At 58.2% G+C, this 16,830-nt stretch carries 13 protein-coding genes and 1 pseudogene; 8 read left to right on the top strand and 6 right to left on the bottom strand.

Annotation, left to right across the window (positions count from 1 at the left end; genetic code table 11):
* Positions 1-186: 186 nt before the first annotated feature.
* Positions 187-804 carry a trimeric intracellular cation channel family protein gene (locus AC2CF9_RS15635; RefSeq protein WP_484557458.1) on the top strand — a complete coding sequence of 206 codons (618 nt, stop codon included), beginning with the start codon at positions 187-189 and terminating at the stop codon, positions 802-804.
* Here AC2CF9_RS15635 and ligB read toward each other — a convergent pair.
* A pseudogene (gene ligB / locus AC2CF9_RS15630) lies at positions 751-2,487 on the bottom strand (NAD-dependent DNA ligase LigB); the annotation flags it as partial. The gene AC2CF9_RS15635 and the pseudogene ligB overlap by 54 nt on opposite strands.
* A gap of 237 nt (positions 2,488-2,724) precedes the next feature.
* Between ligB and gmk the strand changes: the two are divergent.
* The 7 genes from gmk to AC2CF9_RS15595 all read left to right on the top strand — a co-directional run bounded on the left by gmk (position 2,725) and on the right by AC2CF9_RS15595 (position 11,908).
* The gene (gene gmk / locus AC2CF9_RS15625; RefSeq protein WP_484557410.1) at positions 2,725-3,348 is read left to right on the top strand and encodes a guanylate kinase; all 624 of its coding nucleotides are present in this window, start codon (positions 2,725-2,727) and stop codon (positions 3,346-3,348) included.
* 57 nt (positions 3,349-3,405) lie between these two features.
* On the top strand, positions 3,406-3,681 hold the full coding sequence (rpoZ, locus tag AC2CF9_RS15620; protein WP_013511051.1) for a DNA-directed RNA polymerase subunit omega: 276 nt from the start codon (positions 3,406-3,408) through the stop codon (positions 3,679-3,681).
* 20 nt (positions 3,682-3,701) lie between these two features.
* Positions 3,702-5,810: a bifunctional GTP diphosphokinase/guanosine-3',5'-bis pyrophosphate 3'-pyrophosphohydrolase gene (gene spoT / locus AC2CF9_RS15615; RefSeq protein WP_039381317.1), complete on the top strand. Its 2,109-nt coding sequence runs from the start codon at positions 3,702-3,704 to the stop codon at positions 5,808-5,810.
* Between the two features lie 3 nt (positions 5,811-5,813).
* Positions 5,814-6,509 (top strand): tRNA (guanosine(18)-2'-O)-methyltransferase TrmH, encoded by a 696-nt coding sequence (gene trmH / locus AC2CF9_RS15610; protein ID WP_039381320.1) that lies wholly within the window; start codon positions 5,814-5,816, stop codon positions 6,507-6,509.
* Positions 6,506-8,584 carry an ATP-dependent DNA helicase RecG gene (gene recG / locus AC2CF9_RS15605; RefSeq protein ID WP_484557409.1) on the top strand — a complete coding sequence of 693 codons (2,079 nt, stop codon included), beginning with the start codon at positions 6,506-6,508 and terminating at the stop codon, positions 8,582-8,584. Before trmH ends, recG begins: the two co-directional genes overlap by 4 nt.
* Before the next feature lie 133 nt (positions 8,585-8,717).
* Positions 8,718-10,106: a nucleobase:cation symporter-2 family protein gene (locus AC2CF9_RS15600; RefSeq protein WP_484557408.1), complete on the top strand. Its 1,389-nt coding sequence runs from the start codon at positions 8,718-8,720 to the stop codon at positions 10,104-10,106.
* A 122-nt stretch (positions 10,107-10,228) separates the two neighbouring features.
* A complete protein-coding gene (locus AC2CF9_RS15595) occupies positions 10,229-11,908 on the top strand; it encodes an AsmA family protein (protein WP_484557407.1) in 1,680 nt (559 codons plus the stop codon).
* A gap of 48 nt (positions 11,909-11,956) precedes the next feature.
* Here AC2CF9_RS15595 and fabY read toward each other — a convergent pair whose 3' ends face one another.
* The 5 genes from fabY to typA all read right to left on the bottom strand — a co-directional run bounded on the left by fabY (position 11,957) and on the right by typA (position 16,826).
* Positions 11,957-12,904, bottom strand: coding sequence for a fatty acid biosynthesis protein FabY (gene fabY, locus AC2CF9_RS15590; protein WP_039381327.1), 948 nt, complete (start codon positions 12,902-12,904; stop codon positions 11,957-11,959).
* Between the two features lie 59 nt (positions 12,905-12,963).
* Positions 12,964-13,401: a D-aminoacyl-tRNA deacylase gene (gene dtd, locus AC2CF9_RS15585; RefSeq protein ID WP_484557406.1), complete on the bottom strand. Its 438-nt coding sequence runs from the start codon at positions 13,399-13,401 to the stop codon at positions 12,964-12,966.
* On the bottom strand, positions 13,398-14,264 hold the full coding sequence (locus tag AC2CF9_RS15580; protein WP_150018423.1) for a virulence factor BrkB family protein: 867 nt from the start codon (positions 14,262-14,264) through the stop codon (positions 13,398-13,400). The genes dtd and AC2CF9_RS15580 overlap by 4 nt, the downstream gene beginning before the upstream one ends.
* 5 nt (positions 14,265-14,269) lie before the next feature.
* Positions 14,270-14,866 (bottom strand): glucose-1-phosphatase, encoded by a 597-nt coding sequence (gene yihX, locus AC2CF9_RS15575; RefSeq protein WP_484557405.1) that lies wholly within the window; start codon positions 14,864-14,866, stop codon positions 14,270-14,272.
* 139 nt (positions 14,867-15,005) lie between these two features.
* Positions 15,006-16,826 (bottom strand): ribosome-dependent GTPase TypA, encoded by a 1,821-nt coding sequence (gene typA / locus AC2CF9_RS15570; protein WP_150018425.1) that lies wholly within the window; start codon positions 16,824-16,826, stop codon positions 15,006-15,008.
* Positions 16,827-16,830: the final 4 nt, after the last annotated feature.

Here is a 16,830-nt window from a genome sequence, read left to right as displayed (position 1 = left end):
CAGGCCTCCCCGCATCATATTTTTTTATCATAAATATTGACGTATTTTGCTTCTCCCCTTTCCCGCCTGACTTTTCCTAATCATCACATTACCTATTCTAATCTGACGCTGTTCAGTTGAAAAAATCTCAGTAGTCTCTGTGTCGCGGAGGCTTTAGCCTTGCCGGCCAGACTGCTGGAGCCCCCCATGCTATTAACTGTTCTCTACCTTATCGGCATCACCGCTGAAGCGATGACCGGCGCGCTGGCTGCAGGCCGACGCAAAATGGATCTGTTTGGCGTTATTATTATCGCCTCTGTCACCGCAATCGGAGGCGGCTCGGTGCGCGACATTCTGCTGGGCCACTACCCGCTCGGCTGGGTGAAGCATCCGGAATACATCATGATTGTTGCGGCGGCAGCCGTGGTCACCACTTTTGCTGCACCGCTGATGAATCACCTGCGCAAAGTGTTTCTGGTACTTGATGCGCTGGGCCTGGTAGTGTTCTCCATTATTGGTGCGCAGGTCGCGCTGGATTCCGGCCACGCGGCGATCATCGCCGCAATTGCTGCGGTCATCACCGGCGTATTTGGCGGCGTGCTGCGCGATATGTTCTGCAACCGCATTCCGCTGGTGTTCCAGAAAGAGCTGTATGCCGGTATCGCCTTCGCATCTGGCTGGATCTATATCCTGCTGCTGAAAACCTCGCTGGCGCATGAAGCGGTAGTCATTATCACCCTGCTGTTCGGTTTTACTGCCCGCCTGCTCGCCCTGCGTTTCCGTCTCGGCCTGCCGGTCTTCAACTATCCCCATCCTGAACACTGAGGGAGCAGCCGGAATGCCCTGCTGCTGCAGAAACGCGATCAGCTCACGCAGCTGAGGCGTCTGCAGCATGGTGACCAGCCGTTGCGCCAGCACGTCGCCAACCCCCGGCAGCTGCTGCCAGTCCGCCCCGGTGCGCGCCAGCAGCGCCTCCCACTGCGTATCCGGCAGGGATGCAAGTGCCTGACGCGGCAGCGGCAGACCCAGCGCCGCGATCCAGCGACGCAGCGGCTGCTGACGCGTCAGCCTGAAACTGAGCCAGATACGCTGCGCCCGTGCCGGCGATATGCCCTCTGCTGCAGCAATCTGCTCTGGCGTCAGCGTCAGCCATGAAAACAGATGCGTCAGCGCACCGTGCTGTACCAGGCGCTGCCAGCTGCTGCGCTGCATACCGGTAATATCGAGTACGGTTTTCTGGCTCAGCCCGCTCAGGCGGGAAAGAAACTGCGCACGACAGGCAGGCGTAATATGCAGACAGCTGGTGGCGTGAAAATCATCACTGGCGGGCGGTTCCGGATAGTGGCGTTCTGCTACCCGCCAGATCACCCGCTCCAGACGCGGGATCCCCAGCCCGGCCAGCGTCAGCGTGACCTGATCGCCGGCTATCACATCCAGCGCGCGCCAGCGTGCAACAGAGCCGATGCTGATACGCCGGATGGTTTTATCCTCTGCCTGCACCGGCTGCAGGTTCAGCACCACCGCAACTTTTCCGGTGCGGCCAACGGAAAACGTAACGGCACGCACTTCGCTGCTGACTTCGGCAGGCTGATATTTCCATGCGGCGGACCAGCTTCCCTGCCCTGGCTGCCAGTCTCTGCCGGCAGCAGAAGGCGTAGCGTGGATCACCACGCCATCGGTGGCAAACGGCAGCGCGGCGCGAAACCAGCGTTCGCGCCACGCGGCAACCTCTTCTTCATCGCTGACCGGCTGGCTCCACTGCCGGGCAAGATCAAAGCCCCAGCGCGACAACTGCGTAAGTTTTTCCGTCATCTCCGGGGGGCCGTCCGGCCACGCCCAGATAAACAGCCCGGTGCGTTTCAGCAGCGGACCGATTTCGCGCCGCATCATCGCGCCGGCTATCTGCGCCCGCGAACTGGCTCCGCCATCGCGCGCCTGCTGGTGATCGGTCATCTGCAGAAACAGCTCTCCCTGCAGGACAACCTCCGCCAGCGAGGTCTCAATCCGCTGCGGAATAGCCGGAATATGCGCGGCTTTGTCGCGCCACTCCTCACCGCGCACGCCATCGCCACGGCTGATAAGCGACGTCAGCCTGCCGTGACGATAGACCAGCGTGACGGCCACGCCATCGACCTTAGGCTGGACCCAGAGCGCGGATTTATGCTGCATCCAGTAAGCGACCGCCAGCCTGTCGCGCAGCTTGCGCACCCCGGTATGCGCAACCGGATGTGGCGCGCCACGGCTTGCCGGCAGCGCGGTTTCATGTACCGGTTCGCCGGGTGCAAAGCAGCGCTGCCACTGCTGCAGCCGGGAAAGCAGACTGTCATAGTCATCATCGCTGACCGGCGACGCCCCCTGCTGGTAGTAAACGTTGTCCCAGTGACGCAGCTGCTCCTGCAGGCGCGTTATCTCCTGCTGCGCCCGCACCGGCGACCAGACGGGGCACAGCGCTTTTCCCCGGCTTTCTGCATTCAGCAGGCAGAGACCTAACCACAGCCATCGTTTCATTGCCGCTCTCCTTTTTGCTGATTGAAGCGTGCGGCGGAGGTCATAGCCAGTAGCCTGCGCAGAGTATGGAATCGCGCTCGCGCGCAAATCTGACGTTTTACTCTCTGTTACCGCGTAGTTTGCGCCTGTTCGCAGAAAAGAATTGCCTTACCTGCGCGGCAAACGCTGCGTGGCGGCCCCAACCCGTGTATACTGTGCAGGAAATCGACTCCGCTCTTTACTCAATTCAAGATAACCATGGCTCAAGGCACGCTTTATATTGTTTCCGCCCCCAGCGGCGCGGGTAAATCCAGCCTGATTCAGGCGCTGTTAAAGACACAACCGCTCTACGACACGCAGGTGTCGGTATCGCACACCACCCGCGACATGCGGCCTGGCGAAGCGCATGGTGAGCACTACTTTTTTGTTTCCAAAACTGAATTTAAAAGCATGATTGCTGAGGATGCGTTCCTCGAGCATGCCGAAGTGTTTGGCAACTATTACGGTACGTCCCGTGCCGCGATTGAGCAGGTTCTGGCCACCGGCGTGGATGTCTTTCTGGATATCGACTGGCAGGGTGCGCAGCAGATCCGCAGCAGAATGCCTGCAGCACGCAGTATTTTTGTCCTGCCGCCGTCAACCGAAGAGCTGGATCGCCGTCTGCGCGGCCGTGGTCAGGATAGCGAAGCGGTTATCGCCCGCCGCATGGCGCAGGCCGTGGCGGAAATGAGCCACTATGCTGAATACGATTACCTGATTGTTAATGATGATTTCGATCTGGCGCTGTCCGATCTGAAAACCATTATTCGCGCAGAACGTCTGCGTATGGGACGCCAGAAAGCGCGTCATGATGCTTTAATCAGCAAACTATTGGCAGTCTGAATTCAGTTTCAGTATTATGCCCAGTCATTTCTTCATCATCTGTGGAGTAGCACACCTATGGCACGCGTAACCGTTCAGGACGCAGTAGAGAAAATTGGTAACCGTTTTGACCTGGTGTTGGTCGCTGCACGTCGTGCACGTCAGATGCAGGTAGGCGGCAAAGACCCGCTGGTTCCGGAAGAGAACGATAAAGCCACCGTTATCGCCCTGCGCGAAATCGAAGAAGGCCTGATCACCAACCAGATTCTGGATGTGCGTGATCGTCAGGAACAGCAAGAGCAGGAAGCCGCTGAGTTGCAAGCCGTTACCGCTATCGCTGAAGGTCGTCGTTAACCGCACTCTGCAGGTCAACCTTGTATCTGTTTGAAAGCCTCAATCAGCTGATTGAAAAATACTTGCCTGAGGAGCAAATCAAGCGCCTCAAGCAAGCCTACCTTGTCGCACGTGATGCTCACGAGGGACAGACTCGCTCCAGCGGTGAGCCCTACATCACTCATCCTGTTGCCGTGGCCTGCATTCTGGCCGAGATGAAACTCGACCATGAAACGCTGATGGCCGCGCTGCTTCATGATGTGATCGAAGATACACCTGCCACCTACCAGGACATGGAACAGCTGTTTGGCAAGAGCGTGGCTGAACTGGTGGAAGGCGTATCCAAGCTCGACAAGCTGAAGTTCCGCGACAAGAAAGAAGCGCAGGCTGAAAACTTCCGCAAAATGATCATGGCGATGGTGCAGGATATCCGCGTCATTCTGATCAAGCTGGCTGACCGTACGCATAATATGCGCACGCTGGGCGCCCTGCGTCCGGATAAAAAACGCCGCATTGCGCTGGAGACGCTGGAGATTTACAGCCCGCTGGCGCACCGTCTTGGTATTCATCATCTGAAAACAGAGCTGGAAGAGCTGGGATTTGAAGCGCTCTACCCTAATCGTTTTCGGGTGATCAAAGAGGTGGTAAAAGCGGCGCGCGGTAATCGTAAAGAGATGATTCAGAAGATCCTGTCAGAAATTGACGGGCGTCTGCTGGAGGCGGGCATTCCCTGCCGCGTCAGCGGACGTGAAAAGCATCTTTACTCGATCTACCGCAAAATGCACCTCAAAGAGCAGCGTTTTCACTCGATCATGGATATCTACGCATTCCGCGTGGTGGTGAAAGATCTCGATACCTGCTATCGCGTGCTGGGTCAGATGCACAGCCTGTATAAACCGCGTCCCGGCCGCGTCAAAGATTATATCGCTATCCCCAAAGCCAACGGCTATCAATCCCTGCACACGTCCATGATTGGCCCGCACGGCGTGCCGGTTGAAGTGCAGATCCGTACCGAAGATATGGATCAGATGGCAGAGATGGGGGTGGCAGCCCACTGGGCCTATAAAGAAGCGGGCGAAAGCGGCACGACCGCACAAATCCGCGCTCAGCGATGGCTGCAGAGCCTGCTGGAGCTGCAGCAAAGCGCCGGCAGCTCGTTTGAATTTATCGAAAGTGTTAAATCCGATCTGTTCCCGGATGAAATCTACGTATTTACGCCGGAAGGCCGCATCGTTGAGCTGCCTGCGGGTGCGACGCCGGTCGATTTCGCCTACGCGGTACATACCGACATTGGCCACGCCTGCGTGGGTGCACGCGTCGATCGTCAGCCCTATCCGCTGTCACAGCCGCTCACCAGCGGACAGACAATCGAGATTATCACCGCGCCTGGCGCACGCCCGAACGCTGCCTGGCTCAACTTTGTGGTCAGCTCAAAAGCGCGCGCCAAGATCCGTCAGCTGCTGAAAAACCTCAAGCGTGAAGATTCCGTTAACCTCGGGCGTCGTCTGCTGAGCCATGCGCTGGGCGGCAGTAAAAAGCTGGCTGAGATACCGGCAGAAAACGTGCAGCTGGAGCTGGAGCGTATGAAGCTCGCCAGCATGGACGATCTGCTGGCTGAAATTGGTCTGGGCAACGCCATGAGCGTGGTCGTGGCGAAAAACCTGCTGCAGTCCGCTGCGGATGCGGCGCAGAGCAGCAAGCGCAGCAAAAAACTGCCGATCAAAGGCGCGGATGGCGTACTGATCACTTTCGCCAAGTGCTGCCGTCCTATTCCCGGCGACCCGATTGTCGCACACGTCAGCCCTGGTAAGGGTCTGGTCGTGCACCATGAATCGTGCCGTAATATCCGTGGCTACCAGAAAGAGCCCGAGAAGTTTATGGCGGTAGAGTGGGATAAGGTAACCGATCAGGAATTCGTGGCGGAGATTAAGGTGGATATGTTTAACCACCAGGGTGCGCTGGCGAACCTGACCGCCGCCATTAACACGGCGGGATCGAATATTCAGAGCCTGAATACCGAAGAGCGCGATGGCCGCGTCTACAGCGCCTTTATCCGTCTGACTGCTAACGACCGCGTCCATCTGGCAAACATCATGCGCAAAATTCGCGTGATGCCAGATGTGATTAAAGTCCACCGTAACCGTAATTAATGCATGAATGCTCAACGTTTTGCCCGAATTCAGGAAATGCTGGCGCTGCGTCAGCACGATCTCACCGTCTGCATGGAGCAGGTGCACAAGCCGCACAATGTCTCTGCGGTGATCCGCACGGCAGACGCAGTGGGCATTCATGAGGTTCACGCCGTCTGGCCCAGCGTGCGGATGCGCACGATGGTTTCGGCCTCCGCAGGCAGCAACAGCTGGGTAAAAGTTAAAACCCATACGCATATTACGGAAGCGGTACGCCATCTGAAAGATCGCGGCATGCAGGTGCTCGCCACCCACCTTTCAGACAAGGCGGTCGACTTTCGCGCTATCGATTACACCCGCCCGACCTGCATTCTGATGGGTCAGGAAAAAACCGGCATCACCGCCGACGCGCTGGCGCTGGCTGACCAGGATATTATTATTCCGATGGTAGGTATGGTGCAGTCGCTAAATGTCTCTGTGGCCTCGGCGCTGATTCTGTATGAAGCGCAGCGCCAGCGACAGAATGCCGGCATGTATCAGCGTAAGCACAGCCTGCTGGATGAAGAAGAGCAGCAGCGTCTGCTGTTTGAAGGCGGCTATCCGGTTCTCGCCCGCGTGGCGAAGCAGAAAGGCCTGCCCTATCCGCAGATCAACATGCAGGGCGGTATCGATGCTGATGCCAGCTGGTGGTCCGCCATGCAAGCCACGGGTCGGAAATGAAAGGCCGGCTGCTGGATGCCATACCGCTCAGTACCCTGACCGGCGTCGGCGCCAGCCAGGCCGCTAAGCTGGCCAGACTCGGCCTGTTTACTATCCAGGATCTGCTGCTGCATCTGCCCCTGCGCTACGAAGATCGCACCCAGCTCTACAAAATTAACGATCTGCTGCCTGGTATCTGGGCCACCATCGAAGGCGAGGTGCTGAACAGCGAAGTCACCTTTGGTCGCCGCCGCATGCTGGTATGCCAGATTGGCGACGGCAGCGGGATTGCCACTCTGCGCTTTTTTAACTTTACCGCCGGCATGAAAAACAGCCTGGCGCCCGGCCGCCGCGTCACCGCTTATGGTGAAATCAAGCGCGGACAGCGCGGCGCCGAAATTATCCATCCTGAATACCGCGTTCAGGGTGAGCAGGGCGGCGTTGAGCTGCAGGAAACCCTGACGCCGGTCTATCCCACCACGGAAGGAATACGTCAGGCCACGCTGCGCAATCTTACCGACCAGGCGCTGACTCTCCTGGAGAGCTGTGCCATCGCTGAGCTGCTGCCGTCAGAGCTGAGCGGCGGGCTGATCAGCCTGCCTGATGCGCTGCGCACGCTGCACCGGCCGCCGCCCGATCTCCGGCTCAGCGAGCTGGAAACCGGCCGCCATCCGGCACAGAAACGATTAATTCTTGAAGAGCTGCTGGCGCATAATCTCAGCATGCTGGCCGTGCGCGCGGGCGCACAGCGTCATCATGCGCTGCCGCTGCCACCCTGCCATACGCTGGTGGACAAGCTGCTGGCCGCGCTGCCTTTCTCTCCGACCGGCGCACAGCAGCGCGTGGTAAAGGAGATTGAGCGCGATCTGGCTAATGACTATCCGATGCTGCGCCTGGTACAGGGCGATGTTGGCTCCGGTAAAACGCTGGTGGCGGCTCTGGCAGCGCTTAACGTCATTGCCCACGGCAAACAGGTGGCGCTGATGGCACCGACTGAACTGCTGGCCGAGCAGCACGCTGCAAATTTCCGTCAGTGGTTTGCGCCGCTCGGCATCGAGATTGGCTGGCTCGCCGGCAAGCAGAAAGGCAAAGCGCGCGAAGCGCAGCAGGCGGCGATCGCCAGCGGTCAGGTGGCGATGGTGGTGGGCACGCACGCGCTGTTTCAGGAGCAGGTGAAGTTTAGCGGCATGGCGCTGGTGATTATTGATGAGCAGCACCGCTTTGGTGTGCATCAGCGGCTGGCGCTGTGGGAAAAAGGCGAAGAGCAGGGTTTTCATCCGCATCAGCTCATTATGACCGCGACACCCATTCCGCGCACACTGGCGATGACCGCCTACGCCGATCTCGACACCTCGACTATTGATGAGCTGCCGCCGGGCCGCACGCCGGTCACAACGGTTGCCATTCCGGACACGCGCCGCAGCGAGATTATTGAACGCGTAAAAAGCGCCTGTCTGGAGGGACGTCAGGCCTACTGGGTCTGCACCCTGATTGATGAATCGGACGTGCTGGAAGCGCAGGCCGCGGAAGCGACCTGGCAGGAGCTGAGCGTGGCACTACCCGATCTGCGTACCGGCCTGGTGCACGGTCGTATGAAGCCTGCTGAGAAGCAGGCGGTAATGGCCGCGTTCAAAGCGAACGAGATCCAGCTGCTTATCGCCACTACCGTTATTGAGGTGGGCGTGGATGTCCCTAACGCCAGCCTGATGATCATCGAAAACCCGGAACGGCTTGGCCTGGCACAGCTGCATCAGCTGCGCGGGCGCGTCGGACGCGGCGCTGTCGCCTCACACTGCGTGCTGCTTTATAAAGCCCCGCTGAGCAAAACGGCTCAGCGTCGCCTGCAGGTACTGCGCGACAGCAACGACGGCTTTGTGATTGCGCAGCACGATCTGGAAATTCGCGGTCCCGGCGAGCTGCTGGGCACGCGGCAGACCGGCAACGCTGAATTCAGGGTCGCTGACCTGCTGCGCGATCAGGCCATGATCCCCGAAGTGCAGCACGTAGCGCGTCATATCCATCAATATTACCCCGAACAGGCACAGGCGCTGATTGAGCGCTGGCTGCCGGAAACTGAACGCTACAGCCACGCCTAGAGGCCGGTTCCAGGCGCGCCCTGCTCGCCCGCTGAAAAATTGTCCAGCCGGTCATCAGCCGCAGCGATGCAAACGATTGCTTTCAGCGGGCAACCGTTTAAAATCGCCACTTTGCTGTTACTGAGAGCCTGTCATGTCTGTTAATCGTGCCGAACCCCTTTCGCCCGCCAGTGCGTCTGCCACGACAAAAAGCGAACTGATTTATCGTCTTGAGGATCGCCCGCCGCTGCCGCAGACGCTATTTGCCGCCTGTCAGCACCTGCTGGCGATGTTTGTCGCCGTGATCACCCCGGCGCTGCTGATCTGCCAGGCGCTGGGGCTGCCGGCACAGGATACGCAGCACATCATCAGTATGTCGCTGTTTGCCTCCGGCGTGGCGTCGCTGCTGCAGATTAAAACCTGGGGACCGGTGGGCTCAGGGCTGCTGTCGATTCAGGGCACCAGCTTTAACTTTGTCACGCCGCTGATTATGGGCGGTATGGCGCTGAAGAATGGTGGCGCGGATGTGCCCACCATGATGGCAGCGCTGTTTGGCACGCTGATGGTCGCCTCCTGTACCGAAATGCTGCTGTCGCGCGTGCTGCATCTTGCACGCCGGATTATTACGCCGCTGGTGTCGGGCATCGTGGTGATGATTATCGGTCTCTCGCTGATTCAGGTCGGGCTGACCTCAATTGGCGGCGGCTTTGCTGCTATGAACGATCACAGCTTTGGCGCGCCTGAAAATCTGCTGCTGGCAGGTGCCGTGCTGCTGGTGATTATTCTGCTTAACCGTCAGCGCAATCCCTATCTGCGTGTGGCATCGCTGGTGATCGCGATGGCGGTGGGTTATGCACTGGCGTGGGGACTGGATATGCTGCCGGAGAGCGCGGCACCGGTAGAGCAGCCGCTGCTGGCTGTGCCTTCACCGCTCTATTACGGGCTGGGTTTTGACTGGAATCTGCTGATCCCGCTGATGCTGGTCTTTATGGTTACTTCGCTGGAGACCATCGGTGATATCACCGCCACCTCTGACGTTTCAGAACAGCCGGTCAGCGGCCCGCTCTATATGAAGCGTCTGAAAGGAGGCGTGCTGGCAAACGGCCTGAACTCCTGCGTCTCTGCCCTGTTTAACACCTTTCCCAACTCCTGTTTTGGTCAGAACAACGGTGTGATCCAGCTGACCGGCGTGGCCAGCCGCTATGTAGGCTTTGTGGTGGCGCTGATGCTGGTGGTTCTCGGGCTGTTTCCGGCGGTCAGCGGCTTTGTTCAGCATATTCCGGAACCGGTGCTGGGCGGTGCCACTATCGTAATGTTCGGCACCATCGCCGCTTCCGGCGTGCGCATTGTCTCCCGCGAGCCGCTTAATCGCCGCGCTATCATGATTATTGCGCTATCGCTGGCGGTCGGACTCGGTGTCTCTCAGCAGCCGCTGATCCTGCAGTTTGCGCCAGAATGGCTGAAAACGCTGCTCTCTTCCGGTATTGCTGCCGGCGGTATTACCGCGATCGTGCTTAATCTTATTTTCCCGCAGGAAAAATAGCGCAGCAGGCAGGCGTCCGCCTGCCTGCTATTTATCCGCATTTTTCGCCAGACGGTTGAGCTGTAACAGTAATTCAGGCATAACAACCACTGACCGGACAACGATCGCGATGGATGAATGCAATGAAATTCCTGGGCAAGTTTTTCCTTACTCTATTACTGCTGATTCTGCTGCTGCTGGTGATCGGTTATGTACTGGTGCAGACACAGTGGGGCGCCGGCTGGTTTAGCCGCTGGGTAAGTGATAAAACTGCGTGGCATCTCTCCGTCAGTAAAATTGAGCACAACTTCTCTTCCCCTTCACATATCGTGCTGGATAATTTCAGTTTTGGTCACGATGGCCAGCCTGCGGTTGTCGTGGCTAAACGCATCGATCTTGGCCTGGCGATGGTGCAGTTCAGCGACTGGCTTCATTTTGACAGTATTGAAATTCATGAAGGGGAGATCAATCTCGCCAATCAGACGCCATCCACCATGCTACCCGTTCAGGCCAACCGCCTGCAGCTGCGAAATGTGCGTCTCGAAAGCCCGCGCACGACGCTGCCGCTCTCTGCCCGCGGCGTCAATGGCGGTATCGTTCCATGGAAGCCTGTGCCTGCCGATATGCTGGGCAGTGACGCGCAGTTTCAGATAAGCGCTGCGCAGCTGACGCTGAACGGTCTGGCTGGTGATAACGTCCTGCTGCAGGGCAACGTGGCGCATCGCCGTCTGCAGCTGACCACGATAGGTGCGGATATCGCCCGGGGATCGGTAACTGGTCGGGCGGAGCGTGACGACCAGGGCAACTGGAGCATTGATCAGCTGCGCCTGAATGATGTCCGTCTGCAGACCAGCCAGTCGCTGCATGATTTCCTGCGCCCGCTGCTGACCGCTCCTGCGGTCACGATTAACCGTCTGGATGTCACCGACGCCCGGCTGCAGGGACCGGACTGGGCGGTCACCGATCTCGATCTTACGCTGCGGGACATTACCCTGCGTAACGGCGACTGGCAGAGTAACGAAGGCTACCTGGCGATGAATGCCGGCAACTTTATTAATGGCAGCCTGACGCTGGATGATCCTATCGTTAACGCAGAGTTCTCGCCTGAAGGCGTCAGACTTACGCAGTTCAGCTCCCGCTGGGTTAACGGTATCCTGCGCGCCAGCGGCAGCTGGACGCGCAGCAACCGGCAGCTGACGCTGGACGATCTGGCCGTGGCCGGACTGGAGTATACGCTGCCGCAGAACTGGCGCGAGCGCTGGCAGGCTACCCTGCCCGCCTGGCTTGACAGCGTGCTGGTGAAGCACGCCACCGCCAATCGTAACCTGATCATCGATATCAACCCGGCGTTTCCTTTCCAGATGACGGCGCTGGACGGCTCTGCGGACAATCTGCTGCTGGCGCGCGCACATCAGTGGGGGATCTGGTCGGGCAAAGCGAGTCTTAACGCGGCAGAAGCGACCTTTAACCGTACCGATCTGCGTCATCCCTCGATAGCGCTGACGGCAGATGAGCAGCAAATCCAGATAACAGAAATGAGCGCCTTTAACGGCAATGGACTGCTGGAGGCGACGGCAACGGTAGGCCAGAGCGCCGAACGTCCGCTGACGCTGAGCCTGAAGGGCCAGGCGGTGCCGGTCAACGTGCTGGAAAACTGGGGCTGGCCAGCGCTGACGCAGAGCGGCGACAGTAATCTGCAGCTGCAGCTTAAGGGGTCACTGCGCGCCGGTACACCACTGCGTCCGGGCATTACGGCAGACCTTTCCGTTACCACCGACGCCGGCTCGCTGCAGCAGAGCATGCGTAACGGGCAGACAGAGTAAGAACGGCAGGCCGATCGCGTTGTTACTGCGCGATCGGCTGCGCCAGCCTCAGTTTATCAGCGCGCCGGAGCCACCCGCTTCGAGCGGACCATGCTGGTCCGCAGGCAGCACGATATAGACACCCTCAAATACTGCACCCGGCTCCTCATTACCGTACAGCTCAACCTCCAGCTGCACGCGCGCCTTGCGCCCGCGTGCGAGGCGGTCGAGATCGCCGCTCAGCGAGCCGAGATCGGCGGTGGCGCCGGGCCGTCCGCTGATCGGTTTGCTGTAGCGGATATGCGCATCCGCCAGAATAATCGTCCCGCCCAGATGACGTTCGCGCAGCAGCAGCCAGATCAGCCCCCAGCCGGTCAGCGTGGCCAGTGAAAAGAGACTGCCGGCAAACAGCGTATGGTGCGGGTTTTGGTTGCCGGTTTCCGGCATGGTGGTAACAAATTTCTGCCCGGTATATTGCAGGATGCGCACGCCCATCTTCTCACTCAGCGGAATATGCTCATACCACGCCTGCTGGAGCTGGCCGCACCAGTCGGCGCGATGCAGAATATCATCCAGCGTCACCACCGGTTTGATCATCAGAAAATGGCGCACCGGCGTGGTCTGCGGCGCGGTGATTTCACCCTGGTTGATAAAACCCAGCTTGGCAAAAAACTCCACGGCGTCTTCGCGCGCGCTGCAGGTTACGCGCTTGGCACCTTCCTGTCGCGCGACGGACTCCAGCGTCATCGCCACCAGCGTCCCAAGCCCCTTGCCCTGCACCGACGGATGCACAGCCAGAAAGCGAATAGCGGCTTCATTCTCTGCATTAATATAGAGGCGGCCTGCGGCAACTGGCTTGCCCTGCTCATCCACCACCATCTGATGGTGCGCCAGCGCGTCCCAGGCATCCCGTTCTGAACCCTGCGGCTGGCGCAGCGGCTTGCGCAGCATTTCCCAGCGGAACTGGTAATACATGTCCAGCTCTTCGGCCGTCTGAGGCACTCGAAGATGATACATAAAATGATTCTCCCGTTCGGAGCCAGCGTGGCCGATCGCCTGCCGCCCGGCTGCCGATCTCACACCTGCAACCAGAAAGTGACCGGACCGTCGTTAACCAGTGAAACCTGCATATCGGCCGCAAAGCGACCGCTGGCGGTTGTGATACCGCTGGCCCGGCAGCAGTCGCTGAAGACGTTATAGAGCCGTTCCGCTTCCGCCGGGGCGGCACCACCGGAAAATGAGGGACGCATGCCCTTACGGGTATCTGCCGCCAGCGTAAACTGCGAAACCACCAGCACGCTGCCGCCAGCCTGGTGCACATTCAGATTCATTTTGTCATTCTCGTCACCGAAAACACGGTAGCCGAGCACTTTATCGCAGAGCCGCCGGGCTTTTTGATCGTCATCCTCTTTTTCCACGCCCAGCAGCACCAGCAGCCCGGCGCCAATCTCACCAATGATCTGGTTGTCGACCGCCACGCTGACGGCACTGACGCGCTGAATTAATGCAATCATGTTTCCTCACGGGATGATTCATGTTCCTGCTGCTTTAGCTGGCGATAGTCATTCAGGGTGACGGTGACTTCCGCTCCCAGCAAAACAATACACCACGTCCAGTAGACCCACAGAAACAGGATCGGGATAACGGCCAGTACGCCGTAAATTAACTGATACGAAGGAAACATCGTAACATAGAGCGCAAAGCCTTTTTTGCCCAGCTCAAACAGCAGGCCTGCCACTACCGCCCCGGTAAGCGCATCGCGCCCCGGCACGCGCCGCGTTGGCACCACGCTGTAAAGCAGCCAGAACGCCAGAATGGAGAGCACCAGCGGGAAGATGCGCAGCGCCTGATCGATCAGGCTGGTAACGCCAGTGACATTGACCCAGCGCAGCGACAGCAGATAGGAGCTGATCGCCAGGCTGGCGCCAGCCAGCAGCGGACCGAGCGTCAGGATCATCCAGTAAACGGCAAATGAATAGATCATCGGACGCGGCGAATTGCTGCGCCAGATGGCGTTCAGCGCGCTGTCAACGGAGTGCATCAGCAGCAGCGCTGTGACAATCAGCCCTACCGCGCCCACCGCCGTCATTTTATTTACGTTCGCGACAAACTGGTCAAGGTAGCGCTGGATCACGTCGCCGGCTGCCGGCATAAAGTTGGTAAAGATAAAATTCTTGAGCTGTACGCTGATGTCGGAAAAAACCGGAAACGCGGCAAACAGCGCGAAGATCACCGCCACCAGCGGCACCAGCGCCAGCAGGGAGACGTAGGCAAGATTACCCGCCTGCGTGGTCATGTTATCTTCGTCGATGCGCCGCCACAGCAGCTTCAGCCACAAAAAAAATGCATGCGCCCGATGGCGCAGAGTGTCAGCCATCACATTTACCCACGCGCTGCGAACCAGTCCGGCAGGGTTTTGTGATCCTCCACCAGCACGCTTTCGATTCCCAGCGCGCGCGCCGCATCGATATTCGCCTGATTGTCATCAAAGAAGAGGGCCTGATCCGCCGTGTAACCCTCCTGCGCCAGCACATGGCTGAAAATCCGCGCTTCCGGTTTACGCATGCCGAGGTCCTGCGACATATAGACGCGATCGGCAGCCTGCTGCACTTCCGGATAGTGCGTCGGCCAGAATTCGAAATGCAGCTGGTTGGTGTTGGAAAGGATCACCACGCGCTCGCCGCGGGCGCGAAGCTGGTTCATGATCGCCAGCGTCTCCGGGCGAACGCCGACAAACACGGCCTGCCAGCCGGCGGTGAACTGCTCATAGCTCAGGGCAATGTCGAGCTGCTCGCAAAGGCGTTCAGCAAATTCCGGGTCGCTGATTTCACCCCGTTCATGTTGTTCAAACGCTTCATCCATGCTGAAGCGACTCTGCAGCGTGGCCAGCGGCACGCGGCCTAAATCACTCCAGACGCCCAGTACGCGATTGAAGTCGATATCAACAATCACGTTACCCAAATCAAAGATGTACAGCATGACGCCTCTCCTCTGTGCTTCCGGGATCATTCACTCTAGCGGCAAAAAGCGTAGCTGAACAGGGAGCATTCGGGGAAAAAGGCGGGCAACAGAAACAAAAAAGCCCCGCAGTGCGGGGCCTGATAACAGAACGTATCGTTTACTCTTTACCGCCGCGAGACGCGCGTTTGCGATCGTTCTCGGTCAGGTGACGTTTACGGATACGGACTGACTGTGGCGTGACTTCAACCAGTTCATCATCATCGATGAACTCGATCGCCTGCTCCAGCGTCATTTTCTGTGGCGGAACCAGCGTCGTTGCCTCATCGGTACCTGACGCACGCATGTTGGTCAGTTTCTTACCGGTCAGGCAGTTTACCGTCAGGTCGTTAGAACGGCTGTGAATACCGATGATCTGGCCTTCATAAACCTCTGCACCGTGACCCAGGAACAGCTTACCGCGATCCTGCAGACCAAACAGAGCAAACGCAACGGCTTTACCCTGACCGTTAGAGATCAGAACGCCGTTCTGACGCTGACCAACTTCGCCCGGACGCACGTCGTCGTAGTGGCTGAAAGTCGAGTAGAGCAGACCGGTACCGGAGGTCATGGTCATGAATTCGTTACGGAAGCCGATCAGACCACGGCTTGGGATCACGTAGTCGAGACGTACGCGGCCTTTGCCATCCGGATCCATGTTTTTCATGTCGCCTTTACGCTCACCCATCGCCTGCATCACTGAGCCCTGGTGGGTCTCTTCGATATCGAGGGTAACGTTCTCAAACGGCTCCTGCTTGCGGCCTTCATGCTCACGGAAGATAACTTTCGGACGGGATACCGCCAGCTCAAAGCCTTCACGACGCATGTTTTCGATCAGAACAGAAAGGTGCAGCTCACCACGACCTGATACGCGGAACGCATCAGCGTCTTCGGTCTCTTCAACGCGCAGTGCAACGTTGTGTACCAGCTCTTTGTTCAGGCGATCCAGGATCTGACGTGAAGTAACGTATTTACCTTCTTTACCGCAGAACGGTGAGGTATTGACGTTAAAGAACATGGTCACGGTAGGCTCATCCACGCTCAGCGCCGGCAGCGCCTCTACATTCTGCGTGTCGCAGATGGTATCGGAGATGTTCAGCTCACCCAGACCAGTAACGGCAATGATGTCGCCCGCTTCTGCCAGATCGCTGTCAATACGCTCCAGACCCAGATGCGTCAGCACTTTACCCACTTTCGCGTTGCGGGTTTTGCCTTCGCTGTCAATCACAGTAACCTGCTGGTTCGGCTTGATTTTACCGCGCTTGATGCGGCCGATACCGATAACGCCCAAATAGTTGTTGTAGTCCAGCTGAGAGATCTGCATCTGCAGCGGCGCATCAGCTTCAACCTGCGGCGGAGAAACGCGATCAACGATGGCCTGATACAGCGGAGTCATATCCTCAGCCATATCGGTGTGGTCCAGACCTGCAATACCATTCAGCGCTGACGCGTAAATGATAGGGAAGTCCAGCTGCTCGTCAGTTGCGTCGAGGTTAACGAACAGGTCAAATACCTGGTCTACAACCCAGTCAGGACGCGCGCCTGGACGGTCAATTTTATTGATAACAACAATGGGTTTCAGACCGTGAGCAAAGGCTTTCTTGGTTACGAAGCGGGTTTGCGGCATAGGGCCATCCATCGCATCAACAACCAGCAGCACCGAATCCACCATGGACATGACGCGCTCTACTTCACCACCGAAGTCGGCGTGTCCCGGGGTATCAACGATGTTGATACGGTAGTCGTTCCATTTGATGGCGGTGTTTTTTGCGAGGATGGTAATTCCACGCTCTTTTTCCAAATCATTGGAATCCATCACACGTTCAGTCGCTTCGGTACGAGCGTCAAAAGTACCAGACTGTTGCAGCAGTTTGTCGACCAGGGTGGTTTTTCCATGGTCAACGTGCGCGATGATGGCGATGTTACGCAAATTTTCGATCACAGCT

This window comes from Pantoea sp. SYBGC1 (assembly GCF_057197005.1).
Note: the sequence above shows the minus strand (reverse complement) of the source record. Positions and strands in the feature narration are given on the sequence as shown.

What these genes read in the sequence shown, in the direction of transcription:
- AC2CF9_RS15580 (WP_150018423.1), bottom strand. Translation starts at nt 14,264, where the DNA reads ATGGCTGACACTCTGCGCCATCGGGCGCATGCATTTTTTTTGTGGCTG.
- yihX (WP_484557405.1), bottom strand. Translation starts at nt 14,866, where the DNA reads ATGCTGTACATCTTTGATTTGGGTAACGTGATTGTTGATATCGACTTC.
- rpoZ (WP_013511051.1), top strand. Translation starts at nt 3,406, where the DNA reads ATGGCACGCGTAACCGTTCAGGACGCAGTAGAGAAAATTGGTAACCGT.
- gmk (WP_484557410.1), top strand. Translation starts at nt 2,725, where the DNA reads ATGGCTCAAGGCACGCTTTATATTGTTTCCGCCCCCAGCGGCGCGGGT.
- trmH (WP_039381320.1), top strand. Translation starts at nt 5,814, where the DNA reads ATGAATGCTCAACGTTTTGCCCGAATTCAGGAAATGCTGGCGCTGCGT.
- dtd (WP_484557406.1), bottom strand. Translation starts at nt 13,401, where the DNA reads ATGATTGCATTAATTCAGCGCGTCAGTGCCGTCAGCGTGGCGGTCGAC.
- AC2CF9_RS15595 (WP_484557407.1), top strand. Translation starts at nt 10,229, where the DNA reads ATGAAATTCCTGGGCAAGTTTTTCCTTACTCTATTACTGCTGATTCTG.
- AC2CF9_RS15635 (WP_484557458.1), top strand. Translation starts at nt 187, where the DNA reads ATGCTATTAACTGTTCTCTACCTTATCGGCATCACCGCTGAAGCGATG.
- recG (WP_484557409.1), top strand. Translation starts at nt 6,506, where the DNA reads ATGAAAGGCCGGCTGCTGGATGCCATACCGCTCAGTACCCTGACCGGC.
- AC2CF9_RS15600 (WP_484557408.1), top strand. Translation starts at nt 8,718, where the DNA reads ATGTCTGTTAATCGTGCCGAACCCCTTTCGCCCGCCAGTGCGTCTGCC.
- fabY (WP_039381327.1), bottom strand. Translation starts at nt 12,904, where the DNA reads ATGTATCATCTTCGAGTGCCTCAGACGGCCGAAGAGCTGGACATGTAT.